Source organism: Enterobacter sp. ECC_219_Taxon_10 (assembly GCF_058354905.1).
This window is the reverse complement of record NZ_CM178005.1, coordinates 3,982,831-4,009,129: the sequence shown is the minus strand read 5'-3', so window position 1 is coordinate 4,009,129 and position 26,299 is coordinate 3,982,831. Positions and strand designations below refer to the sequence as shown.

25 protein-coding genes and 1 other RNA gene are annotated in these 26,299 nt (G+C 56.6%); 18 read left to right on the top strand and 8 right to left on the bottom strand.

Annotation, left to right across the window (positions count from 1 at the left end):
- Positions 1–53 precede the first annotated feature (53 nt).
- Both rpiA and serA read left to right on the top strand, forming a co-directional pair.
- Entirely contained in the window at positions 54–713 is a 660-nt protein-coding gene (rpiA, locus tag AC4ICF_RS18985) for a ribose-5-phosphate isomerase RpiA (RefSeq protein WP_003860091.1), read from the top strand.
- A gap of 266 nt (positions 714–979) precedes the next feature.
- The gene (serA, locus tag AC4ICF_RS18980; RefSeq protein ID WP_116341913.1) at positions 980–2,212 is read left to right on the top strand and encodes a phosphoglycerate dehydrogenase; all 1,233 of its coding nucleotides are present in this window, start codon (positions 980–982) and stop codon (positions 2,210–2,212) included.
- Positions 2,213–2,319: 107 nt separating this feature from the next.
- Here serA and AC4ICF_RS18975 read toward each other — a convergent pair whose 3' ends face one another.
- The 3 genes from AC4ICF_RS18975 to zapA all read right to left on the bottom strand — a co-directional run bounded on the left by AC4ICF_RS18975 (position 2,320) and on the right by zapA (position 3,495).
- A complete protein-coding gene (locus AC4ICF_RS18975) occupies positions 2,320–2,916 on the bottom strand; it encodes a 5-formyltetrahydrofolate cyclo-ligase (RefSeq protein WP_316379969.1) in 597 nt (198 codons plus the stop codon).
- Between the two features lie 24 nt (positions 2,917–2,940).
- A non-coding RNA gene (gene ssrS / locus AC4ICF_RS18970) (6S RNA) lies at positions 2,941–3,124 on the bottom strand.
- Between the two features lie 41 nt (positions 3,125–3,165).
- On the bottom strand, positions 3,166–3,495 hold the full coding sequence (zapA, locus tag AC4ICF_RS18965; RefSeq protein WP_006811891.1) for a cell division protein ZapA: 330 nt from the start codon (positions 3,493–3,495) through the stop codon (positions 3,166–3,168).
- A 167-nt stretch (positions 3,496–3,662) separates the two neighbouring features.
- On the opposite strand from zapA, the gene AC4ICF_RS18960 reads away from it, so the two are divergent.
- The 8 genes from AC4ICF_RS18960 (at position 3,663) to AC4ICF_RS18925 (ending at position 13,693) form a co-directional block, all read left to right on the top strand.
- Positions 3,663–4,241 carry a YecA/YgfB family protein gene (locus AC4ICF_RS18960; protein WP_028014333.1) on the top strand — a complete coding sequence of 193 codons (579 nt, stop codon included), beginning with the start codon at positions 3,663–3,665 and terminating at the stop codon, positions 4,239–4,241.
- Between the two features lie 31 nt (positions 4,242–4,272).
- A complete protein-coding gene (pepP, locus tag AC4ICF_RS18955) occupies positions 4,273–5,586 on the top strand; it encodes a Xaa-Pro aminopeptidase (RefSeq protein WP_320719943.1) in 1,314 nt (437 codons plus the stop codon).
- On the top strand, positions 5,583–6,761 hold the full coding sequence (gene ubiH, locus AC4ICF_RS18950; protein ID WP_316379970.1) for a 2-octaprenyl-6-methoxyphenyl hydroxylase: 1,179 nt from the start codon (positions 5,583–5,585) through the stop codon (positions 6,759–6,761). The genes pepP and ubiH overlap by 4 nt, the downstream gene beginning before the upstream one ends.
- A 12-nt stretch (positions 6,762–6,773) precedes the next feature.
- On the top strand, positions 6,774–7,976 hold the full coding sequence (gene ubiI, locus AC4ICF_RS18945; protein WP_116341907.1) for an FAD-dependent 2-octaprenylphenol hydroxylase: 1,203 nt from the start codon (positions 6,774–6,776) through the stop codon (positions 7,974–7,976).
- Between the two features lie 397 nt (positions 7,977–8,373).
- A complete protein-coding gene (gene gcvT / locus AC4ICF_RS18940) occupies positions 8,374–9,468 on the top strand; it encodes a glycine cleavage system aminomethyltransferase GcvT (RefSeq protein WP_116341905.1) in 1,095 nt (364 codons plus the stop codon).
- Positions 9,469–9,491: 23 nt separating this feature from the next.
- Positions 9,492–9,881, top strand: coding sequence for a glycine cleavage system protein GcvH (gene gcvH, locus AC4ICF_RS18935; protein WP_008499718.1), 390 nt, complete (start codon positions 9,492–9,494; stop codon positions 9,879–9,881).
- Positions 9,882–10,007: 126 nt separating this feature from the next.
- Positions 10,008–12,881, top strand: coding sequence for an aminomethyl-transferring glycine dehydrogenase (gcvP, locus tag AC4ICF_RS18930; RefSeq protein WP_163329634.1), 2,874 nt, complete (start codon positions 10,008–10,010; stop codon positions 12,879–12,881).
- A 68-nt stretch (positions 12,882–12,949) separates the two neighbouring features.
- The gene (locus AC4ICF_RS18925) at positions 12,950–13,693 is read left to right on the top strand and encodes an SDR family oxidoreductase (RefSeq protein ID WP_316380095.1); all 744 of its coding nucleotides are present in this window, start codon (positions 12,950–12,952) and stop codon (positions 13,691–13,693) included.
- Positions 13,694–13,740: 47 nt separating this feature from the next.
- On the opposite strand, the gene bglA is transcribed toward AC4ICF_RS18925, so the two are convergent.
- On the bottom strand, positions 13,741–15,174 hold the full coding sequence (gene bglA, locus AC4ICF_RS18920; RefSeq protein WP_116341901.1) for a 6-phospho-beta-glucosidase BglA: 1,434 nt from the start codon (positions 15,172–15,174) through the stop codon (positions 13,741–13,743).
- Positions 15,175–15,290: 116 nt separating this feature from the next.
- Entirely contained in the window at positions 15,291–16,022 is a 732-nt protein-coding gene (locus AC4ICF_RS18915) for a MurR/RpiR family transcriptional regulator (protein ID WP_192982836.1), read from the bottom strand.
- A gap of 265 nt (positions 16,023–16,287) precedes the next feature.
- Between AC4ICF_RS18915 and trhA the strand changes: the two genes are divergently transcribed.
- Complete coding sequence (gene trhA, locus AC4ICF_RS18910) at positions 16,288–16,947, top strand: PAQR family membrane homeostasis protein TrhA (RefSeq protein WP_023331242.1); 660 nt, start codon at positions 16,288–16,290, stop codon at positions 16,945–16,947.
- Between the two features lie 74 nt (positions 16,948–17,021).
- Here the strand turns inward: trhA and ygfZ are convergent, their stop codons facing one another.
- A complete protein-coding gene (gene ygfZ / locus AC4ICF_RS18905) occupies positions 17,022–18,002 on the bottom strand; it encodes a tRNA-modifying protein YgfZ (protein WP_116341899.1) in 981 nt (326 codons plus the stop codon).
- A 294-nt stretch (positions 18,003–18,296) separates the two neighbouring features.
- Between ygfZ and sdhE the strand changes: the two genes are divergently transcribed.
- Positions 18,297–18,563 (top strand): FAD assembly factor SdhE, encoded by a 267-nt coding sequence (gene sdhE / locus AC4ICF_RS18900; RefSeq protein ID WP_010435322.1) that lies wholly within the window; start codon positions 18,297–18,299, stop codon positions 18,561–18,563.
- Positions 18,544–18,954 carry a protein YgfX gene (locus tag AC4ICF_RS18895; protein WP_116341897.1) on the top strand — a complete coding sequence of 137 codons (411 nt, stop codon included), beginning with the start codon at positions 18,544–18,546 and terminating at the stop codon, positions 18,952–18,954. The genes sdhE and AC4ICF_RS18895 overlap by 20 nt, the downstream gene beginning before the upstream one ends.
- Before the next feature lie 6 nt (positions 18,955–18,960).
- Here AC4ICF_RS18895 and fldB read toward each other — a convergent pair whose 3' ends face one another.
- The gene (gene fldB / locus AC4ICF_RS18890; RefSeq protein WP_116341895.1) at positions 18,961–19,482 is read right to left on the bottom strand and encodes a flavodoxin FldB; all 522 of its coding nucleotides are present in this window, start codon (positions 19,480–19,482) and stop codon (positions 18,961–18,963) included.
- Between the two features lie 101 nt (positions 19,483–19,583).
- On the opposite strand from fldB, the gene xerD reads away from it, so the two are divergent.
- The 5 genes from xerD to lysS all read left to right on the top strand — a co-directional run bounded on the left by xerD (position 19,584) and on the right by lysS (position 25,676).
- Positions 19,584–20,480 (top strand): site-specific tyrosine recombinase XerD, encoded by an 897-nt coding sequence (xerD, locus tag AC4ICF_RS18885; protein WP_116341893.1) that lies wholly within the window; start codon positions 19,584–19,586, stop codon positions 20,478–20,480.
- A gap of 28 nt (positions 20,481–20,508) precedes the next feature.
- Positions 20,509–21,222, top strand: coding sequence for a bifunctional protein-disulfide isomerase/oxidoreductase DsbC (gene dsbC / locus AC4ICF_RS18880; protein WP_116341891.1), 714 nt, complete (start codon positions 20,509–20,511; stop codon positions 21,220–21,222).
- Positions 21,223–21,227: 5 nt separating this feature from the next.
- Positions 21,228–22,961 (top strand): single-stranded-DNA-specific exonuclease RecJ, encoded by a 1,734-nt coding sequence (gene recJ / locus AC4ICF_RS18875; RefSeq protein WP_116341889.1) that lies wholly within the window; start codon positions 21,228–21,230, stop codon positions 22,959–22,961.
- Positions 22,962–23,050: 89 nt separating this feature from the next.
- Positions 23,051–24,149, top strand: a protein-coding gene (gene prfB, locus AC4ICF_RS18870; RefSeq protein ID WP_096059326.1) for a peptide chain release factor 2 whose coding sequence is annotated in 2 segments (ribosomal slippage) — positions 23,051–23,125 and positions 23,127–24,149 — 1,098 coding nt in all. Because the reading frame shifts where the segments join, the coding sequence is not laid out codon by codon here.
- Positions 24,150–24,158: 9 nt separating this feature from the next.
- Positions 24,159–25,676, top strand: a complete 1,518-nt coding sequence (gene lysS / locus AC4ICF_RS18865; RefSeq protein ID WP_061097156.1) for a lysine--tRNA ligase — start codon at positions 24,159–24,161, stop codon at positions 25,674–25,676.
- A gap of 37 nt (positions 25,677–25,713) precedes the next feature.
- On the opposite strand, the gene idi is transcribed toward lysS, so the two are convergent.
- Entirely contained in the window at positions 25,714–26,256 is a 543-nt protein-coding gene (gene idi / locus AC4ICF_RS18860; protein ID WP_116341887.1) for an isopentenyl-diphosphate Delta-isomerase, read from the bottom strand.
- Between the last annotated feature and the right edge of the window lie 43 nt (positions 26,257–26,299).

The window sequence follows — 26,299 nt, the reverse complement described above, 5'->3', positions numbered from 1 at the left end:
TTCGACGTGTTCTATAATGCGCCCTGAGTTTTCACACCACAGGCAAAACGATCATGACGCAGGATGAACTGAAAAAAGCAGTAGGATGGGCCGCTCTCCAGTACGTACAGCCAGGGACCATTGTCGGTGTTGGTACGGGGTCAACGGCGGCGCACTTTATCGATGCACTGGGCACGATGAAGGGGCAGATCGAGGGCGCGGTTTCCAGCTCCGATGCGTCCACGGAAAAGCTGAAAAGCCTCGGCATTACCGTTTTCGATCTCAACGAAGTGGATCGTCTGGGCATTTACGTTGATGGTGCGGATGAAATCAACGGCCATATGCAGATGATCAAAGGCGGCGGCGCGGCGCTGACCCGTGAAAAGATCATCGCCTCGGTTGCGGACAAGTTCATCTGCATCGCGGATGCCTCCAAGCAGGTCGACATTCTGGGTAATTTTCCGCTGCCGGTCGAAGTGATCCCGATGGCGCGCAGTGCGGTTGCCCGTCAACTGGTGAAGCTGGGTGGCCGTCCGGAATACCGTCAGGGCGTGGTCACCGACAACGGTAACGTCATCCTCGACGTTCACGGCCTGGAAATTCTCGACGCGATTGCACTGGAAAACGCCATCAACGGCATTCCAGGCGTTGTTACCGTAGGGTTATTTGCCAACCGCGGCGCGGACGTGGCACTGATAGGTACGGCCGACGGCGTCAAAACCATCGTAAAATGATCTGACGGGGGGAGTGCTCCCCCCGCTAAAAAATTTTTGAAAAGCTAAATTTGGTGACTTGTGTCACGCTTTTCCGCCTCTTTTGCCGATCCTGCCACGTTTGTAAATTTCCTCAGCATTTTACTCTGTCATTTTGCCCTGTATGACTTTTCTTCAGAGTGCCGACGCAAACGTTCATATTGCTGCAATAGTTTTTTTTGATATGTTGGCTACAGCGGATTTCAATCCAGCACAACATCAGTTCAGATAAAAACAGGGTCGGGGAAATGGCAAAGGTATCACTGGAGAAAGACAAGATTAAATTCCTGCTGGTCGAGGGCGTGCATCAGAAAGCGCTTGATAGCCTTCGTGCGGCGGGTTACACCAATATCGAATTTCACAAAGGCGCGCTGGACACGGAAGAGCTGAAAGCCGCCATCCGTGATGCCCACTTCATTGGCCTGCGATCCCGTACCCACCTGACTGAAGACGTGATTGCCGCGGCGGAAAAGCTGGTTGCCATTGGCTGTTTCTGCATCGGCACCAACCAGGTCGACCTGAACGCTGCCGCAAAACGCGGTATCCCGGTCTTTAACGCGCCGTTCTCGAACACCCGTTCCGTGGCGGAACTGGTGATTGGCGAACTGCTGCTGCTGCTGCGCGGTATTCCGGAAGCTAACGCCAAAGCGCACCGTGGCGTGTGGAACAAACTGGCTGCGGGCTCATACGAAGCCCGTGGTAAAAAGCTGGGTATCATCGGCTACGGCCACATCGGTACTCAGCTGGGGATCCTGGCGGAGTCGCTGGGGATGCACGTCTACTTCTACGATATCGAAAGCAAGCTGCCGCTGGGTAACGCGACGCAGGTGCAGCATCTCTCTGACCTGCTGAACATGAGCGACGTAGTCAGCCTGCACGTGCCGGAAAACGCCTCCACCAAAAACATGATGGGTGCGGAAGAGCTGGCGCTGATGAAGCCGGGCTCTCTGCTGATCAACGCCGCGCGCGGTACGGTGGTCGATATCCCTGCGCTGTGCGATGCGCTGAAGCGTAAGCATCTGGCGGGGGCGGCCATCGACGTATTCCCGACGGAGCCTGCGACCAACAGCGATCCGTTTAACTCTCCGCTGTGCGAGTTCGACAACGTGATCCTGACGCCACACATCGGCGGTTCTACTCAGGAAGCGCAGGAGAATATCGGTCTGGAAGTGGCGGGCAAGCTGAGCAAATATTCCGACAACGGTTCAACGCTCTCTGCGGTGAACTTCCCGGAGGTGTCTCTGCCGCTGCATGGCGGTCGCCGTCTGCTTCACATCCACGAAAACCGTCCTGGCGTGCTGACCGCCATCAACCAGATCTTTGCCGAGCAGGGCGTCAACATCGCCGCGCAATATCTGCAAACCAACTCGCAGATGGGTTATGTGGTTATCGATATTGAAGCCGATGAAGACGTTGCCGAGAAAGCGCTGCAGAGCATGAAGGCTATTCCGGGGACGATTCGCGCGCGTCTGTTATACTGATTGTGCGAGGTAAATGCAAAACGGTAACGATAGTTACCGTTTTTTATGTTTTCACCCTCTCCCTGTGGGAGAGGGCTGGGGTGAGGGCATCAGGCTGCACGCCTGTTTCACCACTCCCATAACTTCGATGGCGTCACCACAGCCGGTAACGGCACATCCCATTTCTCCACCGGCAGGGCCTCTACAGCCTGGCAATCATGCGCATAACCCACCGGCTGTAGCCCGTACTCCTGCCAGTTTTGCAGCGTTCTGTCATAGAACCCGCCGCCCATGCCTAAACGCTGGCCCTGTTCATCAAACGCCACCAGCGGGGTAATCAGCACGTCCAGCCCGGACAGCGGTAATACGTCGCGCACGTCGAGTTTCGGTTCGGTAATTTTCAGACGATTTACCACCAGCTCGCTGTGCGGGTGGTAGTGTAGAAACAGCAAATTACCTTGGCTAAACGGATGCAGTACCGGCAGATAAACCTTCTTTCCGGCGCGCCAGAGCTGGTCGATAAGCGGCTGGGTATCCAGCTCGCCATCAAACGACAGAAACAGAGCGACCGTGTTCGCCATTACAACTGGCGGATACGCCATCATGCGGGCTGCGGCCTGCTGCGCAAAGTGTGCTTGTTGCTCGGACGTAAGCGCGCGACGACGCTGGCGAATAAGCTGACGGATATCCTGGCGTGAGGCAGAAACTTCAGGGAATTGAGTCATGGTAGTGGGTAGAAGAAGAAAGAGGGAATCTCCGAGATGCCGCCGCAGGCTGTAACCCTTGAACCCTTGGTTCAAGGTGAATGTGTCGTCATAGTTTTAAGGCTTCTCGGACGAACCGAGCATGCTCACCAACCATGGAGCGCCACATTCTTGTGGTATGAAATATCGGCTCAGGGGACTGGCCCGCTTGCGAACATCTCAGAGAAATTTTGTCTTCACAGTTACTCTACCATAGTCAACTGAGAAGTGTTATTCAAACTTTGGTCCCGGTCTTTCGGGATTGCGACCTTGATCAAGCAACGCCTGTTCAATGGTCTGCTGGAGCATTTTAATGCGCTGCTCCATGCTAGCCGCGTAGTCGCGGGTCTTCGCTTTTTCCTGAGTCAGTTCATAGCTGATGTTCAACGCGGCGATGAAAACCAGCTGCTCAGTATTTGTGACTCTAGTGCGTTCTTTTAGATCTTGCAACCGCTGATTCAAATCGTCCGCAGCCTGATTCAAAGCATCCCTTTGTTCAGGCGGACAATTCACTCGCAGTGAACGGCCAAAAATCTGGAGATCGACGGGTTGTGCAGACATGCCACCTTCCTGCTGATTGACTGCGCTGCCTTCGCTTACTGCCCCGGGGGCTGCGAAGGGGCGACACTATAGCTACCCTGATGTGAAGATACAAGCCCTTTTCTGGTATCACCAGGGTCCAAAGTGGTAGCATACCATGAATATCCTCCCTTTGATGACGAATGCGTATGTCTATACAGAACGAAATGCCTGGTTACAAGGATTTAAACCAGTTACTGAACCAGCAGGGAGTCGGTCTTACCCCTGCCGAAATGCACGGTCTGATCAGCGGCATACTGTGCGGCGGAAACAGCGACAGCTCATGGCAGCCGCTGATCCACGACCTCACAAACGAAGGGCTGGCTTTTGGCCACGAACTGGCGGAAGCTCTGCGAAAAATGCACGCGGCCACCAGCGATTCGCTGGAAGACGATGGCTTCCTTTTTCAGCTTTATCTGCCTGAAGGCGACGATGTCAGCGTCTTCGATCGTGCCGATGCGCTCGCAGGTTGGGTAAACCACTACCTGCTGGGCCTGGGCGTTACCCAGCCTAAGCTTGATAAAGTCACCGGCGAAGCGGGTGAAGCGATCGACGATCTGCGTAACATTGCCCAGCTCGGCTACGATGAAGAGGAAGACCAGGAAGAGCTGGAGATGTCTCTCGAAGAAATTATCGAGTACGTGCGCGTGGCGGCGCTGCTGTGCCACGACAACTTTACGCGCTCGCAGCCGACCGCGCCGGAAGTTCGCAAGCCAACCTTACATTAAGAAAAATAACGCACAGGAGGGTGTCATGGTTATCTCGCAACAAGAGTATTTGCGCCGTCGTCAGGCGCTGCTGGCAAACATGCAGCCGGGCAGCGCGGCGCTGATTTTTGCCGCGCCAGAGGTGACGCGCAGCGCCGACAGCGAATACCCCTATCGCCAGAGCAGCGATTTTTGGTACTTCACCGGCTTTAACGAACCGGAAGCGGTGCTGGTGCTGATTAAGAGCAATGACACCCATAACCACAGCGTGATTTTCAACCGCGTACGAGACTTAACCGCTGAAATCTGGTTTGGCCGCCGCTTAGGGCAAGAGGCCGCACCGGACAAGCTGGGCGTTGACCGTGCGCTGGCGTTTAGCGAAATCAACCAGCAGCTCTATCAGCTGCTAAACGGCCTCGACGTGCTCTACCACGCGCAGGGCGAATATGCTTACGCCGATGAGATTGTTTTCACCGCGCTGGATAAGCTGCGCAAAGGCTCGCGCCAGAACCTGTCCGCGCCCGCCACCCTCACGGACTGGCGTCCGGTAGTGCACGAGATGCGCCTGTTCAAATCTGAAGAAGAACTGAACGTGATGCGCCGTGCGGGCGAAATCAGCGCGCTGGCGCACACCCGCGCGATGGAAAAATGCCGTCCCGGGATGTTCGAATATCAGCTGGAAGGCGAAATACATCACGAATTTAACCGTCACGGTGCGCGCTTCCCGTCCTACAACACCATCGTTGGCGGCGGGGAAAACGGCTGCATTCTGCACTACACCGAAAACGAAAGCGCGCTGCGCGACGGCGATCTGGTTTTGATTGACGCCGGTTGCGAATATCAGGGTTATGCGGGCGACATCACCCGTACTTTCCCGGTGAACGGCAAATTTTCACCGGCGCAGCGGGCAATTTATGACATCGTTCTCGAGTCACTTGAGACGGCGCTCACGCTGTATCGGCCAGGCACCTCTATTCAGGAGGTGACCGGCGAAGTCGTGCGCATCATGGTGACCGGGCTGGTGAAGCTCGGCATTCTGAAAGGCGACGTGGACACCCTGATTACCGAGAATGCCCATCGTCCCTATTTTATGCACGGCCTGAGCCACTGGCTGGGGCTGGACGTGCACGACGTGGGCGCATACGGCCCTGAACGTTCACGCGTGCTGGAGCCGGGCATGGTGCTGACCGTCGAGCCGGGTCTGTACATCGCGCCAGATGCCGACGTGCCAGAGGAATACCGCGGAATCGGCATTCGTATTGAAGACGACATCGTCATCACCGAAACCGGCAACGAAAACCTGACCGCGAGCGTGGTGAAAAAAGCGGACGATATCGAGGCGCTGATGGCAGCGGCGCGCGCATGAGCGTGATTATCGTTGGCGGCGGCATGACGGGCGCCACGCTGGCCTTGGCTGTCTCGCACTTAACGAAGGGGCAACTTCCGGTGCATCTTGTCGAGGCGGTCGCCCCACAAACGAAGAATCACCCCGGTTTTGATTCCCGCGCCATTGCCCTGGCGCAGGGCACCTGCCAGCAGCTGTCCCGGATTGGCATCTGGCAGGCCATCGCCGACTGCGCCACCGCCATTAATACCGTGCACGTGAGCGATCGCGGCCATGCCGGGTTTGTGACGCTGGATGCCCACGATTACCGTATTGACGCGCTGGGTCAGGTCGTTGAACTGCACGATATTGGCCTGCGCCTGTTCCGCCTGTTGCAGGACGCGCCGGGCGTTACGCTGCACTGCCCGGCACGCGTTGCCAGCTTCACCCGCAGTGAAGAGGCGGTCAGCGTAACGCTGGACAATGGCATCGTGCTCGACGGACAGCTTTTGGTTGCGGCGGACGGGTCGCGCTCGGCGCTCGGCACCCAGTGCGGCGTAGAGTGGCGACAGCAGCCTTACGGGCAGGTCGCGGTCATCGCGAACGTCTCGACCGCAGCAGAACACAACGGCCGGGCATTTGAACGCTTCACCCGGCACGGTCCGCTGGCGATGCTGCCGATGACGGACGGGCGCTGCTCGCTGGTCTGGTGCCACCCGCAGGATAAAGCCGAAGAGGTTAAGGCCTGGTCCAACGAACGCTTTTGTACCGAGCTGCAGAAAGCCTTTGGCTGGCGGCTGGGGCGTATTACCCATGCCGGGAAACGTGCGGTCTATCCGCTGTCGTTAACCACGGCCTCACAGTCTGTTTCTCACCGCGTGGCGCTGGTCGGCAATGCGGCGCAAACCCTCCACCCCATCGCCGGCCAGGGCTTTAACCTCGGCCTGCGGGATGTGATGAGCCTTGCCGAAACGCTTTCGCAGGCGTGGAGCGAACAAAAAGACTGTGGCGCTTACCCGGTGCTAAGCCATTACCAGACGCGACGCCAGGCCGATAAAGAGGCGACAATTGGCGTCACCGATGGTTTAGTCCATCTCTTTGCCAATCGCTGGGCGCCGCTGGTTGCCGGCCGCAACCTCGGGCTGATGGCGATGGAACTGTTCATTCCGGCACGTGACGTGCTGGCGCAGCGGACCCTGGGTTGGGTTGCGCGTTAAGGAGTTATCACCGTGCAAAATGTTGATGTTGCCATCGTTGGCGGCGGAATGGTTGGGCTGGCGCTGGCCTGTGGATTGCAGGGCAGCGGCCTGCGCGTGGCGGTGCTGGAGCAAAAGCCGCCTCAGCCCGTCGCACCTGATGCCCCGCCAGAACTCCGCGTCTCGGCGATTAACGCGGCCAGCGAAAAGCTGCTGACGCGTCTCGGCGTCTGGTCAGATATCGTCGCCCAGCGCGCCAGCTGCTATCACGGCATGGAAGTGTGGGACAAAGACAGCTTTGGCCATATTGCCTTCGATGATGAAAGTATGGGCTATAGCCATCTGGGCCATATCATTGAGAATGGGGTGATCCATCACGCGCTGTGGCAGAAAGCAGAGCTGTGCAGCGACGTGACGCTGGTCGCGCCTGCGCAGATCCAGCAGGTGGCGTGGGGCGAAAACGAGGCGTTTATCACCCTGCAAAGCGGCGACATGCTGACCGCGCGTCTGGTGGTCGGTGCCGACGGCGCAAACTCCTGGCTGCGTAATAAAGCCGATATCCCGCTGACGTACTGGGATTACCGCCATCATGCGATGGTGGCAACAATCCGTACCGAAGAGCCGCACGGCGGCGTGGCCCGGCAGATTTTCCACAACGACGGTATTCTGGCCTTCCTGCCGCTTGCCGATCCGCACCTGTGCTCGATTGTCTGGTCCTTAGTGCCGGAAAAAGCGCAGCAGATGCAGGAGGCGACGCCCGAGGCCTTTAACCAGGCGCTGTGCGTGGCGTTTGATAACCGCCTTGGCCTGTGCACGCTTGAAAGCGAGCGTCAGGTGTTCCCGTTAACCGGCCGCTACGCGCGCCAGTTTGCCGCGCATCGTCTGGCGCTGGTGGGCGATGCCGCTCATACCATTCATCCGCTGGCCGGGCAGGGCGTCAACCTCGGCTTTATGGACGCAGCGGAGCTGGTTGAGGAACTGCGCCGCCTGCATCGTGAAGGCAAAGATATCGGTCAGCATCTCTACCTGCGTCGCTACGAGCGCAGCCGCAAGCACAGTGCGGCGATGATGCTGGCAGGGATGCAGGGCTTCCGCGAGCTGTTTGCCGGGGCAAATCCGGCGAAAAAACTGCTGCGCGACATTGGCCTCAAGCTTGCTGACACCCTTCCGGGTGTTAAACCTCAACTTCTCCGTCAGGCGATGGGTCTTAACGACCTGCCGGACTGGCTTAAATAATATTGACCCCCGTCACACTATAATTTCCCGGCCTCTGCGCCGGGGAAATCCCCTCGTTTGAAATATTCTAATTTCACGTCATTTTTCGCATTAGATAATCTAATGTCGTCTTTTTCTTGTTACGGAAATTCGGCCCGTTTTTCCGCACGAAATATCACCATGTGCTAAATCCTGTTAGATCATTGTTAATTTTGTGCGGGGTTAATCGCATTTTTCCAGTGAATAACTCTGTAGGCTTTTCAGCGTTTTTTAGTCATAAGCTAATGTGATGACCCGTTTTACCTTATGGTTAACCGCCGGTTTCGGTGGTAAGTTCAGGTAAAAGAGAACGTTTGCGTCGGCATTCGGGAACGAGGCCGATACCGGGTTTCACGGTGAATTTTTCAACGAGGACAAGATGGCTCAACAGACTCCTTTGTACGAACAGCACGTGTTATGCGGCGCTCGCATGGTGGACTTCCACGGCTGGATGATGCCGCTGCACTACGGGTCGCAGATTGATGAGCACCACGCGGTGCGCACCGATGCCGGTATGTTCGACGTGTCCCATATGACGATTGTCGACCTGCGCGGTAGCCGCACCCGGGAGTTTTTGCGTTATCTGCTGGCAAACGACGTCGCCAAACTGAAGACGCCGGGTAAAGCGCTCTATACCGGCATGCTGAATGCTTCGGGCGGCGTGATTGATGACCTCATCGTCTATTACTTCACTGAAGATTTCTTCCGCCTCGTTGTAAACTCCGCCACCCGCGAAAAAGACCTCTCCTGGATCACCCAACACGCTGAACCTTATGCCATCGACATCACCGTCCGTGACGATCTGTCGCTGATCGCCGTGCAGGGGCCAAACGCGCAGGCGAAAGCCGCGTCTCTGTTTAACGACGAGCAGCGCAAAGCCACAGAGGGCATGAAGCCTTTCTTCGGCGTGCAGGCGGGGGATCTGTTTATCGCCACTACCGGCTACACCGGTGAAGCGGGCTACGAAATTGCGATGCCAAACGAGAAGGCCGCTGATTTCTGGCGTGCGCTGGTGGAAGCGGGCGTGAAGCCAGCGGGCCTGGGCGCGCGCGATACCCTGCGTCTTGAAGCGGGTATGAACCTCTACGGCCAGGAGATGGACGAAGGCGTCTCTCCGCTGGCCGCCAACATGGGCTGGACCATCGCATGGGAACCGGCTGACCGTGACTTTATTGGCCGTGAAGCGCTGGAGATGCAGCGCGAGAAGGGTACCGAACAGCTGGTGGGGCTGGTGATGAAGGAAAAAGGCGTGCTGCGCGGCGAACTGCCAGTGCGCTTCACCGATGCCGACGGCAATCATCTCGAAGGCGTGATCACCAGCGGCACCTTCTCCCCGACGCTGGGCTACAGTATTGCACTGGCACGCGTGCCGGCGGGCATTGGCGACACGGCGGTGGTACAGATCCGCAACCGCGAAATGCCGGTCCACGTGACCAAACCGATTTTTGTTCGCGCCGGTAAGCCGGTCGCCTAATCATTTTTATCAGGAGAACTTCAATGAGCAATGTGCCAGCAGAACTGAAATACAGCAAAGAACACGAGTGGCTGCGCAAAGAGGCGGACGGCACTTACACCGTAGGGATCACCGAGCACGCGCAAGAGCTGCTGGGCGACATGGTGTTTGTTGACCTGCCTGACGTGGGCACGACCGTTAGCGCGGGCGACGACTGCGCCGTGGCGGAGTCCGTAAAAGCGGCATCTGACATCTACGCTCCTGTGAGCGGCGAAATCGTTGCCGTCAACGACGCGCTGAGTGATTCGCCAGAGCTGGTGAACAGCGAGCCGTATGAAGGCGGCTGGATCTTCAAGATCAAAGCCAGCGACGAATCTCAGGTTGCCGCGCTGCTGGATGCGACCGCGTACGAAGCACTACTGGAAGACGAGTAAGCCATTATCCCTCTCCCCTTTGGGGAGAGGGTAGGGTGAGGGGAACAGACGACACCCTCACCCCAGCCCTCTCCCTTAGGGAGAGGGAGAAAACACATTCACTGCACGTTTCAGGAACCATCGCTCATGACACAGACTTTAAGCCAGCTTGAAAACCGTGGCGCCTTCATTGAACGTCACATTGGGCCGGATGCTCAGCAACAGCAGGAGATGCTGAAGACAGTTGGCGCGGATTCATTAAACGCACTGATCGGCCAGATTGTGCCAAAAGACATCCAGCTTGCCACGCCGCCTCAGGTGGGGGAAGCCACCACGGAATTCGCCGCGCTGGCGGAGCTGAAGGCTATCGCAGGCCTGAACAAGCGCTATAAGTCTTACATTGGCATGGGCTACACCAACGTGCAGTTGCCGCCGGTTATCCTGCGCAACATGCTGGAGAACCCGGGCTGGTACACCGCTTACACCCCGTATCAGCCAGAAGTCTCCCAGGGCCGTCTGGAAGCGCTGCTGAACTTCCAACAGGTGACGCTGGATCTGACCGGTATGGATATTGCCTCCGCCTCGCTGCTGGATGAAGCCACCGCTGCCGCCGAAGCAATGGCGATGGCAAAACGCGTCAGCAAGCTGAAAAATGCTAACCGCTTCTTCGTGGCGGCGGACGTGCATCCTCAGACGCTGGACGTTGTGCGCACCCGTGCGGAAACCTTCGGCTTTGACGTGATCGTCGACGACGCTGACAAAGTGCTGGATCACCAGGACGTCTTCGGCGTACTGCTGCAGCAGGTAGGTACGACGGGTGAAGTACATGACTACGGCACGCTGATTGCCGAGCTGAAGTCCCGCAAAGTGGTTGTCAGCGTTGCCGCCGATTTTATGGCGCTGGTGCTGCTGACGGCGCCGGGCAAACAGGGCGCGGATATTGTCTTCGGCTCTGCGCAACGCTTTGGCGTGCCGATGGGCTACGGCGGCCCGCACGCGGCGTTCTTCGGCGCGAAAGATGAATTCAAACGCTCCATGCCTGGCCGCATTATCGGCGTCTCAAAAGATGCTGCCGGTAACACCGCCCTGCGCATGGCGATGCAGACTCGCGAGCAGCATATCCGCCGCGAGAAAGCGAACTCCAACATCTGTACCTCCCAGGTGCTGCTTGCAAATATCGCCAGCCTGTACGCCGTGTTCCACGGCCCGGCTGGCCTGAAGCGAATTGCCAGCCGCATTCACCGCCTGGCCGATATTCTGGCCTGTGGTCTGCAGCAGAAAGGCCTTAAGCTGCGCCACGCTCACTACTTCGACACTCTGTGTGTGGAAGTAGCGGACAAAGCGGCGGTGCTGGCGCGCGCGAATGCGGCAGAGATCAACCTGCGCAGCGACATCCACAACGCGGTCGGCATTACGCTGGATGAAAGTACTACCCGTGACGATATTCTGAACCTGTTCAGCGTGCTGCTGGGTGACGCGCACGGTCTGGACGTTGATGCGCTCGACAAAGAGGTCGCCCTCGACAGCCGCTCCATTCAGGAAAGCATGCTTCGTGTTGACGCGATCCTGACCCATCCGGTGTTCAACCGCTACCACAGCGAAACCGAGATGATGCGCTATATGCACTCTCTGGAGCGCAAGGATCTGGCGCTGAACCAGGCGATGATCCCGCTGGGCTCCTGCACCATGAAGCTGAACGCCGCGGCAGAGATGATCCCTATCACCTGGCCTGAGTTCTCCGAACTACACCCGTTCTGCCCGCCAGAGCAGGCAGAAGGTTATCATATGATGATCAACCAGCTTTCCGACTGGCTGGTGAAGCTGACCGGTTATGACGCGCTCTGCATGCAGCCGAACTCCGGCGCGCAGGGCGAATACGCGGGCCTGCTGGCGATCCGTCACTATCATGAAAGCCGCAACGAAGGACACCGCGATATCTGCCTGATCCCAAGCTCTGCTCACGGCACCAACCCGGCCTCTGCCCAGATGGCGGGCATGGAAGTGGTGGTCGTGGCGTGTGATAAGAACGGTAACATCGATCTGGCAGACCTGCGTGCGAAAGCCGAACAGGCGGGCGACAAGCTCTCCTGCATCATGGTGACCTACCCGTCCACCCACGGCGTATACGAAGAGACTATCCGTGAAGTGTGCGAAGTGGTGCACCAGTTTGGCGGTCAGGTTTACCTCGACGGCGCAAACATGAACGCTCAGGTGGGCATTACCTCTCCGGGCTTTATTGGCGCGGACGTGTCGCACCTGAACCTGCACAAAACCTTCTGCATCCCGCACGGCGGTGGCGGCCCGGGTATGGGCCCAATCGGCGTGAAAGCGCACCTGGCACCGTTTGTGCCGGGCCACAGCGTGGTGCAGATTGAAGGCATGCTAACCCGTCAGGGCGCGGTCTCTGCGGCACCGTTCGGTAGCGCCTCTATCCTTCCAATCAGCTGGATGTACATCCGCATGATGGGCGCGGAAGGGCTGAAGCAGGCGAGCCAGGTGGCGATCCTGAACGCTAACTACATTGCGACTCGCCTGAAGTCCGCCTTCCCGGTGCTCTACACAGGCCGCGACGGTCGCGTGGCGCACGAGTGCATCCTCGATATTCGTCCGCTGAAAGAGCAGACCGGTATTAGCGAGCTGGATATCGCCAAGCGTCTGATCGACTACGGCTTCCACGCGCCAACCATGTCGTTCCCGGTTGCGGGGACGCTGATGGTGGAGCCGACCGAGTCTGAAAGCAAAGCCGAGCTGGATCGCTTTATCGACGCGATGCTGGCCATCCGCATGGAGATCGACCGCGTGCAGGACGGCGAATGGACGCTGGAAGATAACCCGCTGGTTAACGCCCCGCACACTCAGCACGAGATGGTGGCAGAGTGGAACCACGGTTACTCCCGCGAGCTGGCGGTCTTCCCGGCAGGCGTGGCGAACAAATACTGGCCGACCGTGAAGCGTCTTGATGACGTCTACGGCGACCGTAACCTGTTCTGCTCCTGCGTACCGATGAGCGAATACCAGTAATTATTTGCCATACTGTAGGCCGGGTAAGCGTAAGCGCCACCCGGCTTTTTTTTATCTGGAGGTTGTGAATGGCAATTGCACTGGTCACCGGCGCGAGCCGGGGCATTGGGAAAGCCACCGCGCTGCAGCTGGCACGTGAAGGCTACACCGTGGCGGTAAACTATCACCACAACATTAAATCCGCGACGGACGTGATCAACCAGATCGTTGAGGCGGGCGGTAAAGCGTTTGCCGTGCGTGCGGACATCAGCGACGAAGCTCAGGTGCTGGCGATGTTTGACAGCCTCGATCGTGAAGGCGAGCCGCTTCGTGCGCTGGTCAATAATGCGGGCATTCTGTTTGAGCAATCCACTATCGAGAATCTCTCCGCTGAGCGCATTAACCGCGTCCTTGCGACCAACGTCACGGGCTACTTTCTCTGCTGTCGGGAAGCGGTAAAACGCATGTCCATCAAACATGGCGGCAAGGGTGGGGCGATAGTGAACGTCTCTTCCGCGGCATCGCGTCTGGGCGCGCCGGGTGAATATGTGGATTATGCCGCGTCCAAGGGAGCGGTGGATTCGCTGACAACCGGGCTATCGCTGGAGGTGGCGGCACAGGGTATCCGCGTGAATTGCGTGCGGCCCGGGCTTATCTATACTGATATTCACGCATCCGGCGGGGAGCCGGGGCGGGTGGATCGCGTGAAATCGCTGCTGCCGATGCAGCGCGGCGGCCAGCCGGAAGAGGTGGCCCAGGCGATTGTCTGGCTGCTGAGCGAGAAGGCGTCGTACGTAACGGGTAGTTTTATCGAGTTAGCGGGTGGGAAATAAACCCCTCACCCTAACCCTCTCCCCAAAGGGGAGAGGGGATCACTGCGTTAAAGTTTTTCGCCGTTGCTGGCAATCACTTCCTTATACCAGTTAAAGCTCTTCTTACGGGAGCGCGACATGTCGCCCGTTCCGTCGTCGTGCTTGTTCACGTAGATAAAGCCGTAGCGCTTGCTGTACTGGCCGGTGGTGAACGACACGCAGTCGATGCAGCCCCACGGGGTATAGCCCATCAGATCCACGCCATCGTGCGTGACGGCTTTGATCATCTCTTCCACGTGTGCACGCAGGTAGTCGATACGATAGTCATCGTTGATGCTGCCGTCTTCTTCCACTTTATCATAGGCGCCGAAGCCGTTTTCCACGATAAACAGCGGCTTCTGATAACGCTCGTACAGCTCGCACAGGGAATAACGCAGGCCCACCGGGTCAATCTGCCAGCCCCAGTCGGACGCCTTCACGTGCGGGTTCGGCACACTGCCTTCAAAGCCGGAGATGGCGTCACCGGTACCGCCTTCCGCCTTCACCGCGTTGGTCATGTAGTAGCTGAAACCTAAGTAGTCGCAGGTACCTTCACGCAGGATCTGCTCGTCGCCTGCCTCCATTTTGATGGAGAAGCCGCGGCGCTCCCACTCGTTCAGCACGTAGGACGGGTAGTAACCACGCAGCTGGACGTCGGTAAAGACATAGCGCTCGCGCATCGATTCCTGGGCGAACATCACGTCTTCCGGTTTGCAGGAGAATGGATAGAGCGCCACCATGGCCAGCATGCAGCCGACTTTCATCTCCGGGTTGATGCGGCGCGCGGCTTTCACCGCCAGGGCGCTGGCCACAAACTGGTGGTGCAGGACCTGGTACATGGTCTCTTCCGGATTGTTATGTTCGGTATAGACCACGCCCGAGCAGCAGTAACCGAACAGCGGCGCGCGCCAGTTACGCTGGTTATTGATTTCGTTGAAGGTCATCCAGTATTTGACCTTGTTTTTGTAGCGCTCGAAGACCACTTCCGCGAAGCGCACAAAGAAATCGACCACTTTACGGTTGGTCCAGCTACCGTACTCCTGCACCAGGTGCAGCGGCATTTCGAAGTGGGAGAGGGTGATCACCGGTTCGATGTTGTACTTCAGCAGCTCATCGAACATGTCGTCGTAGAATTTTAGCCCTTCCTCGTTTGGCTGCGTTTCGTCACCTTTCGGGAATATGCGTGTCCAGGCAATAGAGGTACGGAAGCACTTGAAGCCCATCTCGGCAAACAGCTTGATGTCTTCTTTATAGTGGCCGTGGAAATCGATGGCCTCATGATTGGGGTAATATTTACCCGGCACCACCTCCTGCGTGATTTCGCGTGGCACGCCGTGTGCGCCGCCGGTCAAGACGTCGCAAATGCTTGGCCCTTTGCCGCCTTTGTTCCAGCCGCCTTCAACCTGGTGAGCGGCAACCGCGCCGCCCCATAAAAAATCTTTCGGTAAGGTTAATTTTTTCATCGCTGCTATTCTCAATAAATGGCTTATTGGCATTGAGTCTAGCAAAGCGAAATTGAATGTCACGATATAACAATTTGCGGAAATTGTGATTTGTCACATCAAAAAAACAGGGTGTTTTATTCCGTCAATTTCTTCGCCAGCTTGCGTCCGAGGGATTCCAGAATATAGATGACGGGGATTTGCGTGGTGATATCGTAGACGCCGCCAATTCGCGTCTGGGGAACGTGCCAGGAGAGATTAAAGTCCGCCAGTTTTGCCAGGCGAGAGTGCTCATGGCTGGTGATGGAGAGCACCTTACAGTGATGCAGGCTGAACTGGCTGGCGAAGCGCAGTATCTCCTCGGTTTCGCCTGAGACGGAGAGCACAATGGCCAGCGCATTTTTCGCCATATCATTGGTGACAGGGAAATAAGGGTCATCAATATGATTACTGAATTTACCAATATTCGAAAAGAAACGTGCGCCATATTTCGCCAGTGAGCCTGACGTGCCCGCCCCGACAAAAATAATGCGCTCTGAAGAGAGAATGATATTTACCGCGTCATCTAATAACGCGTCGAACTCTTCATTATTGACGCTTTTAAAGAAGCTGATAATTTCGCTGGCACCGAAATTCGCCTGCTGGGGCTCATTCTGCTCAAGATAGAGCTTAAAGCGCACGCGAAATTCCGAATATCCTTCGCAGTTGAGCTTGCGGCAAAAGCGCAGGATGGTGGTGGTTGAGACTCCGGCCGCATCCGCCAGCTCGCGGATGGTCATATACATCACTTTGTCTCGATTTTTGATGACATAGTTGTAGACCATCATCTCCAGGTTATTGAGACTGGCAATGGCGGAGTGGGTGAACATACTCACTGTGGCAAAACTCTCATTCAGACCTCATTTATCCATCATAACATGCAGCCAGACGGCACGGGCCAATTTTATGCCATTGATTAGTAACGCTTAAATTTTTATGTGAACAAATGTCAGGTGAATTATTTGTTTATGTTTTTGATTTTTATTATAAAAATTTACGTTAAAATTATTTTAGCTAACAGGTGTTCACTGGAATCATTCTCAGTTAGCATAGTCATGCGATGAATAATCATCTTTAGTTTTCCCGGAGTTTTGTATGGCGAGCAGACCATTAATCGCACAGGGATATTCGCTGGCTGAGGAAGTAGCCAACAGCATCAGCCACGGCATTGGCCTGGTGTTTGGGATTGTCGGTTTAGTGTTATTGCTGGTACAGGCGGTAGATACCAATGCCAGCGCGATGGCGATTACCAGCTATAGCCTGTATGGCGGAAGCATGATCCTGCTATTCCTGGCGTCGACGCTCTATCACGCGATTCCGCATCAACGGGCCAAAATATGGCTCAAGAAATTTGACCACTGCGCTATCTATCTGCTGATTGCGGGTACCTATACGCCTTTCCTGCTGGTGGGGCTCAATTCACCGCTGTCGCGCGGCCTGATGATAGTTATCTGGAGCCTGGCACTGCTGGGGATCCTGTTTAAGCTGACGATTGCGCACCGGTTTAAGGTGTTGTCGCTTGTCACCTATCTGACGATGGGCTGGCTGTCACTGATTGTAGTGTATCAGCTGGCGATTAAGCTGGCGGTCGGCGGGGTAACGCTGCTGGCCGTGGGTGGCGTGGTGTACTCGCTGGGCGTTATTTTCTACGTCTGCAAGCGCATCCCGTACAATCATGCTATCTGGCACGGTTTTGTTCTGGGCGGCAGCGTGTGCCACTTTTTGGCGATTTATTTGTACGTGGGGCAGGTGTAGTTTTTTCCACCGTGCGGGCGGTGGCCCTCCCCCCGGCCCTCTCCCACAGGGAGAGGGAGGACACCTGTCGACGATTACTCTTCCAGTGAATACGGCAGCGGCTCAATACTCAACGTATTGGCGTCGTCGCGCACGCGGAACACGCTGTCGGCTTCCATGTCGTTGTTCATGACGGCTTGAACCAAAAGACGGCCATCGTCCAGCTGTACGGCAGCTAACACGGTGCCTGTACGGCGCCAGTTATCGCCCATCTTCAGTTCTAAGTCTTCACCCGCTTCCGGTACGCGGCTGGCATGGCCCGCCAGTGTCCACAGCGCGCGTTTGTTTGCCCCACGGAATTTTGCACGCGCCACCATTTCCTGGCCGGTGTAGCAGCCTTTTTTAAAGCTGATGCCCCCCAGCGCCTGCAGGTTAGTTGCCTGAGGAATAAACTGCGCGCTGTTGGCTGCGTCAATCACCGGCAGACCCGCTTCGATGTTCAGCGCCAGCCACTGCTGGCTGTTGTTGAGCTGCGCTTCGCCGCGCAGCGCATCGGTCACGCGTTCGGCGGTTGCGGCATCCGTGACTAACAGGAAGCGCTCTGCCGGGTGTTCAAACCACAGAATGGAGGTCGCGCCCTCGCTGACCACCTGTTTTTCTGCATCCGGCAGTTCAGCAAACAGGTTTTTCAGCGCTGCACGCGCCTGGAAGCCCGCCACGCCCAGCAGAACATGTTCGTCGTCCGGGGCGATGGTGACTTTGGAAAAGACTGCGTATTTTTTCAGCTCTTTGAGCTGCGCATCACGCAGGCTGCGGCGTTCGATAAAGGCAAACCCATCCTGACGGCGGAACAGACGCAGGTTGCTCCACATTTTGCCTTTAGGATCGCAGTGCGCGGCCAGCAGATGCTGGTGTTCAGTCATCTGCGCGACATCCGCGGTGACCTGACCCTGCAGGTATTTTTCGGCGTCAGCGCCGGAGAGGGTAGCCAGCGCCCAGTCATCAAGAGAAATAAGCGTCAGCGGCAGACGCGCAGAGGCGGCGGGCTGGCGAGGAGAAAATGGTGTAAATGCCATAACGATATCCTGAATTGCTTAACGCTTTGATAATGCCTAATGGTAAAAGAGCCTGCAGGCATTGCAAGCGCTTTCAGCAGACCATTTGTGCCATAAACCGGTTATGCGTAGCGCTAAGCAAAATAGTGTAATCCGCTGTCTTTGTAGGGAATATTCTGGAAGCCAGCTCCTCGATCGCAATATTCCAGTAATGAAACGGTCAAAAACACGTTACACTAGCTGGTGTCCCCGTAAAGAAATTAAGAACAGAGAACGGGGTACCGACTGTGCCAAACGTAATGCAGGAAACTGAACATGGATATTAACAACAAGGCCCGTATTCACTGGGCATGCCGTCGCGGCATGCGTGAACTTGATATTTCCATCATGCCTTTCTTCGAATATGAGTACGACAGCTTAAGCGATGATGATAAGCGTCTGTTTGTTCGGTTGCTTGAGTCTGACGATCCGGATTTATTCAACTGGCTGATGAACCACGGCAAACCCGCCGACACCGAGTTGCAACGGATGGTGCAATTAATTCAAACACGGAATCGGGAACGTGGTCCTGTGGCAATCTGATCTTCGCGTCTCGTGGCGCTCGCAGTGGATGTCTTTATTGCTCCACGGCCTGGTTGCGGCCATCGTGTTGCTGATGCCGTGGCCCCTGAGCTATACGCCGCTGTGGCTGCTGTTGCTGTCGTTTGTCGTTTTTGACAGCGTACGCAGCCAGCGTCGCATTAATGCGCGCCAGGGGGAAATCAAGTTACTGATGGACTCCCGCCTGCGCTGGCAGGGAAAAGAGTGGGATATTCTTGGTATGCCCTGGATGCTCAACTCCGGGATGATGTTACGGTTACGCAAGGTTGATGGCGGACGTTGCCAGCACCTGTGGCTGGCGGCTGACAGCATGGACGCGTCAGAATGGCGGGATCTGCGCCGGATGTTGCTGCAACAGCCGACGCAGGAGTAGGGGGCGTTAGCTAAATTTTTCTGCCATTTCGCCGAGGATCTGCTCGCACCAGGTCTGCAGGCGCTCGTCGCTGAGATCGTACTGATTGGTTTCATCCAGCGCGAGCCCAACAAACAGCTCGCCGTCGGCAATAATCGGTTTTTTACTGGTGAATTCATACCCTTCGGTTGGCCAGTAGCCGATAAACGTCGCCCCTTTTGGTGCCAGCTTGTCGTGCAGCATGCCCAGTGCGTCCAGGAACCATTCGCCGTAGCCCAACTGGTCACCCATGCCGTACATCGCAATAATTTTACCGTCGAAATTGACTGAATCGAGCTGATCCCAGATGGCTTCCCAGTCTTCCTGTATCTCCCCAAAATCCCAGGTTGGGATGCCGAGGATCAGCACATCGTACTGTTCCATCAGCGCGACCGCGTCATCTTTCAGGTTATGCAACGTCACCAGTTCCGGGCCAATGATGTCGCGAATTTTCTCTGCCGCCATCTCGGTGTAGCAGGTGCTGGAACCATAGAACAGACCAATATTCATCGCGTAACTATCTCAATTCATGCTTTGACATTGCGCGTAGTGTACCAGAAACCGGTCGCAATCAGGCATAATGGCCTGACTGCAAAATCAAAGGGGCTGATGTGGAAAAGGATCTCACACTCGTTGAACAGTTTCTCGACGCGCTGTGGCTGGAGAAAAATCTGGCTGAGAATACCCTCAGTGCCTACCGGCGCGATCTCTCCATGCTGGTGGAGTGGCTGGCGCGTCGGGAGCTATCGCTTGCAAGCGCGCAAAGTGACGACCTGCAGGCGCTGCTCGCTGAACGTGTAGAAGGGGGTTACAAAGCCACCAGTTCTGCACGCTTGCTCAGCGCAATGCGTCGGCTTTTCCAGCATCTCTACCGCGAGAAGATTCGCGGGGACGATCCCAGCGCGCTGCTGGCGTCCCCGAAACTCCCGCAGCGGCTGCCGAAAGATCTCAGCGAAGCACAAGTTGAGAGATTATTACAGTCACCGGCAGTTGACCTGCCGCTGGAGTTACGCGATAAAGCCATGCTTGAGTTATTGTATGCTACCGGCTTGCGCGTTTCGGAACTGGTTGGCCTGACGATGAGCGACATCAGCCTGCGTCAGGGCGTGGTGCGCGTCATCGGTAAAGGAAATAAGGAGAGGCTGGTGCCGCTGGGTGAAGAGGCGGTTTACTGGCTGGAGACGTACCTTGAGCATGGCCGTCCGTGGTTGCTTAATGGCGTGTCTATCGACGTCCTGTTTCCGAGCCAGCGCGCGCAGCAGATGACGCGGCAAACGTTCTGGCATCGCATCAAGCATTACGCCACACTGGCGGGTATCGACAGTGAAAAGCTCTCGCCGCACGTATTGCGTCACGCCTTCGCGACGCATTTGTTAAACCACGGCGCAGATTTACGCGTGGTGCAGATGCTGCTGGGACACAGCGATCTTTCAACGACGCAAATTTACACCCATGTCGCGACGGAACGCCTGCGGCAGCTACACCAACAGCACCACCCTCGTGCGTGAGTGCCGACAAATTGTAACAGGATCACATATGAAAAAGTCTTTCGCGCTGCTCACCCTGCTGGCAGCCTCATTTACCGGCTTCGCCCATGCGGACGACGCCGCTATCAAACAGTCTCTGGCTAAGCTTGGCGTCACCAGCAGCGACATCCAGCCTGCGCCGGTTGCCGGCATGAAAACGGTACTGACCAACAGCGGCGTGCTGTACGTCACCGAAGACGGCAAACACTTCATTCAAGGACCGCTGTACGACGTGAGCGGCGCGCAGCCGGTGAACGTCACCAACCAGCTGCTGATGAAAAACCTTAATGCGCTCGAAAAAGAGATGATCGTCTATAAAGCGGCGCAGGAAAAACACGTGATTACCGTCTTCACCGACATCACCTGCGGCTACTGCCACAAGCTGCATGAACAGATGAAAGACTACAACGCGCTGGGCATTACCGTGCGCTATCTGGCCTTCCCGCGCGCGGGGGTGCAGAGCCAGCCTGAACAGGACATGAAGGCGATCTGGTGTGCGAAAGACCGCAACAAAGCGTTTGATGACGCAATGAACGGCAAAGGCATTAAGCCTGCCTCCTGCGACATCGACATTGCTAACCACTACGCGCTGGGCGTGCAGTTTGGCGTGAGCGGTACGCCAGCGATTGTCCTGAGTAACGGCTATGTTGTTCCGGGTTATCAGGGACCAAAAGAGATGAAAGAGTTCCTCGACGCGCACCAGAAACAGTTTGGTGGTAAATAATTCGCGTGAAAGCCCCCATCAAATTGCGCCGCCGCGAGGCGGTTGAACCCGTTGATTTGCCGGACGATCTCCCGGCGCTGCTGAAGCGCCTCTACGCCAGCCGCGGCGTGCGTCGCGCTGAGGATCTTGAGCGCAGCGTGAAAGGGATGTTGCCCTGGCAGCAGCTGAACGGTATCGAGAAAGCTACCGAAATGCTCTATAACGCGCTTCGCGAGGGAACGCGCATTGTCGTGGTCGGAGATTTCGACGCCGACGGCGCAACCAGCACCGCGCTGAGTGTGCTCAGCCTGCGCGCACTGGGCTGCGATAACGTCACGTATCTGGTGCCGAACCGCTTTGAAGACGGCTATGGCCTCAGCCCGGAAGTTGTCGATCAGGCCCACGCCCGCGGTGCGCAGATGATCATGACCGTAGACAACGGGATCTCCTCCCATGCGGGCGTCGATCATGCTCACGCTTTGGGGATCCCGGTGCTGGTCACCGATCACCACCTGCCCGGCGATACGCTCCCCGCAGCGGAAGCGATTATTAACCCCAACCTGCGCGACTGCGATTTTCCATCGAAATCTCTCGCCGGCGTGGGCGTGGCGTTTTATCTGATGCTGGCGTTACGGACCCTGCTGCGTGATAAGGGCTGGTTCGAATCCCGCGGTATTGCCATACCAAACCTGGCCGAATACCTCGACCTGGTGGCGCTGGGCACCGTCGCGGACGTGGTGCCTCTTGATGCCAATAACCGCATTTTGACCTGGCAGGGCTTAAGCCGCATTCGTGCGGGCAAGTGCCGCCCCGGAATTAAGGCGCTGCTGGAGATTGCCAACCGCGATCCGCTCAAGCTGGCGGCAAGCGACCTGGGCTTTGCCCTCGGGCCGCGTCTGAATGCTGCCGGCAGGCTGGACGATATGTCCGTCGGCGTGGCGCTGCTGCTGTGCGACAACATAGGTGAAGCGCGCGTACTGGCCAACGAGCTGGACGCCCTGAACCAGACCCGTAAAGAGATTGAGCAGGGGATGCAGGCCGAAGCGCTGACCCTGTGCGAAAAGCTCGAACGCAGCGGCGATACGCTGCCGGGCGGGCTGGCGATGTACCATCCTGAGTGGCATCAGGGCGTGGTTGGCATTCTGGCGTCGCGCATTAAAGAGCGCTTCCACCGCCCGGTGATTGCGTTTGCACCCGCGGGCGACGGCACGTTGAAAGGCTCTGGCCGTTCGATTCAGGGGCTGCACATGCGCGATGCGCTTGAGCGTCTGGATACGCTATACCCGGGTCTGATGATCAAGTTCGGCGGCCACGCGATGGCGGCTGGCTTGTCGCTGGATGAGGCGAAATTCGACGAGTTCCAGCGCCTGTTTGGCGAGCTGGTCACCGAGTGGATTGACCCGGCGCTTCTGCAGGGAGAGGTGGTCTCTGACGGTGAGCTGTCTGTCTCCGAAATGACGATGGACGTGGCGCAGATGCTGCGCGATGCCGGTCCATGGGGGCAGATGTTCCCGGAACCGCTGTTCGACGGGCGATTCCGCCTGCTGCAGCAGCGTATCGTCGGCGAACGTCACCTGAAAGTGATGGTCGAGCCCGTGGGCGGCGGACCGCTGCTGGACGGCATTGCTTTCAACGTTGACACCTCTATCTGGCCGGACAACGGCGTGCGCGAGGTCGAACTGGCGTACAAACTGGATATCAACGAGTTTCGCGGTAACCGCACCCTTCAGATCATCATCGACAATATCTGGCCAATTTAGCGGCATAATCTCTATAAAAAAGGGCGTGGATTCGGTACAATCCCGCTCTTATCACCGCATTTTGACAAGTCCATAAAAGAAAACAGACCATGTTTGAAATTAATCCGGTAAAAAACCGTATTCAGGACCTCACGGAGCGCTCCGACGTTCTTAGGGGGTATCTTTGACTACGATGCCAAGAAAGAGCGTCTTGAAGAAGTAAACGCCGAGCTGGAACAGCCGGACGTCTGGAACGAACCTGAACGCGCACAGGCGCTGGGGAAAGAGCGTTCCTCTCTCGAAGCTATCGTAGATACGCTGGATCAAATGGCCCAGGGGCTGGAAGACGTTTCCGGTTTGCTGGAGCTGGCCGTCGAAGCCGACGACGAAGAGACCTTTAACGAAGCCGTGGCAGAACTCGACGTACTGGAAGAGAAGCTGGCGCAGCTGGAATTCCGTCGCATGTTCTCCGGCGAATACGACAGCGCTGACTGCTATCTCGATATTCAGGCAGGGTCTGGCGGTACCGAAGCACAGGACTGGGCCAGCATGCTGACGCGTATGTACCTGCGTTGGGCAGAGGCGCGCGGCTTCAAAACCGAAATTATCGAAGAGTCTGAAGGTGAAGTGGCCGGTATTAAATCCGTCACCATCAAGATCATTGGCGATTACGCCTACGGCTGGCTGCGTACCGAAACCGGCGTTCATCGTCTGGTGCGTAAGAGTCCGTTTGACTCCGGTGGCCGTCGTCATACCTCCTTCAGCTCCGCGTTTGTTTACCCGGAAGTTGACGAAGATATCGATATCGAAATTAACCCGGCGGACCTGCGTATTGACGTTTACCGTGCTTCCGGCGCGGGTGGTCAGCACGTTAACCGTACGGAGTCTGCGGTGCGTATTACCCACATTCCAACCGGGCTGGTAACACAGTGCCAGAACGACCGTTCCCAGCATAAGAACAAAGACCAGGCCATGAAGCAGATGAAAGCGAAGCTTTATGAGCTGGAGATGCAGAAGAAAAATGCTGAGAAACAGGCGATGGAAGATAACAAGTCCGACATCGGTTGGGGCAGCCAGATCCGTTCTTACGTCCTTGATGACTCCCGCATCAAAGACCTGCGTACCGGGGTTGAAACCCGCAACACGCAGGCGGTGCTGGACGGCAGCCTGGACCAATTTATCGAAGCAAGTTTGAAAGCAGGGTTATGAGGAACCAACATGTCTGAACAACAAGCACAGGGCGCTGACGCGGTAGTCGATCTTAACAACGAACTGAAAACCCGCCGCGAGAAGCTGGCAGCGCTGCGCGAGCAGGGCGTGCCGTTCCCGAACGATTTTCGTCGTGACCACACCTCAGACCAACTGCACGCTGACTTCGACGGTAAAGAGAACGAAGAGCTGGAAGCGCTGAACGTTGAAGTGGCCGTTGCAGGCCGCATGATGACCCGTCGTATCATGGGTAAAGCCTCTTTCGTGACCTTGCAGGACGTTGGCGGCCGTATTCAGCTGTACGTTTCCCGTGACGACCTGCCGGAAGGCATCTACAACGAGCAGTTCAAGAAGTGGGACCTGGGCGATATCCTGGGCGCGAAAGGTAAGCTGTTCAAAACCAAAACTGGTGAACTGTCTATCCACTGCACCGAGCTGCGTCTGCTGACCAAAGCCCTGCGCCCGCTGCCGGACAAGTTCCACGGCCTGCAGGATCAGGAAGCGCGCTACCGTCAGCGTTATCTGGATCTCATCTCTAACGATGAATCCCGTAAGACCTTCAAAATTCGCTCCCAGATCATGGCCGGTATCCGGCAGTTCATGGTGAACCGCGACTTTATGGAAGTGGAAACCCCGATGATGCAGGTGATCCCTGGCGGCGCGTCTGCGCGTCCGTTCATCACCCATCACAACGCCCTGGACCTGGACATGTACCTGCGTATCGCGCCGGAACTGTACCTGAAGCGTCTGGTGGTCGGTGGTTTCGACCGCGTATTCGAAATCAACCGTAACTTCCGTAACGAAGGTATCTCCGTTCGTCATAATCCAGAGTTCACCATGATGGAACTCTATATGGCGTATGCGGACTACAAAGATCTGATCGAGCTGACCGAGTCCCTGTTCCGTACCCTGGCTCAGGACATTCTGGGCACCACGCAGGTACCTTACGGTGAAGAAGTGTTCGACTTCGGCAAGCCGTTCGAAAAACTGACCATGCGCGAAGCGATCAAGAAATACCGTCCGGAAACCAACATGGCGGATCTGGATAACTTCGACTCTGCGAAAGCGATCGCTGAAAGCATCGGTATTAAAGTGGAGAAGAGCTGGGGTCTCGGCCGTATCGTAACCGAGATCTTCGAAGAAGTGGCGGAAGCACACCTGATTCAGCCGACCTTCATTACTGAATACCCGGCTGAAGTTTCTCCTCTGGCACGTCGTAATGACGAGAACCCGGAGATCACTGACCGCTTTGAATTCTTCATCGGCGGCCGTGAAATCGGCAACGGCTTTAGCGAGCTGAACGATGCAGAAGACCAGGCGCAGCGCTTCCAGGATCAGGTTGACGCGAAAGCGGCAGGCGACGACGAAGCGATGTTCTTCGATGAAGACTACGTGACCGCACTGGAGCACGGCCTGCCACCAACTGCAGGTCTGGGTATTGGTATCGACCGTATGGTTATGCTGTTCACCAACAGCCACACCATCCGTGACGTTATCCTGTTCCCGGCGATGCGTCCGGTGAAATAAGGCGTTAAGATGTAAAAAAGCCCCGAAAGGGGCTTTTTTATTGCGCCGCGAACGCTCTCAGAGCCTCTCGTGCGGTGGTTGCTTCCAGCACCATCCACGGGCTAAAGCTCCAGGGCGCGGCGTCCAGCGCGCGGAATAACGACTCCAGCCTGACCCACTCAAATTCCATTACTTCATCGTGATTAATACACAGTTCGCTGGTAACGCGTGCCGCGAAGACCGGGCAAATTTCGTTTTCCACGATGCCGGAAGGATCGGTTTCACGGTAGCGAAACTCGGAGGCGACAGGCGTAATCGCAGTGATTTCAGCACCGACCTCATAGCGGCAGCGGCGGATAATCGCCTCTTCCGTCTTTTCACCGGATTGAGGGTGCCCGCAGACGGAGTTCGTCCAGACGCCCGGCCAGGCTTTTTTGCTTAACGCGCGTCGTGTGACCAGACATTCGCCTTCGGCGTTAAAGAGCCAGGATGAGAACGCCAGGTGCAGGGGGGTTTGGGCAGTATGCGCGGCGTACTTCTCCTGAGTGCCAATCACCATTCCCTGGTCATTTACCAAAATAACGTGTTCTTGAATACTCATTCATGCTCCAGTGCCAACGATGCGGATGGTTTTGCACCATCAG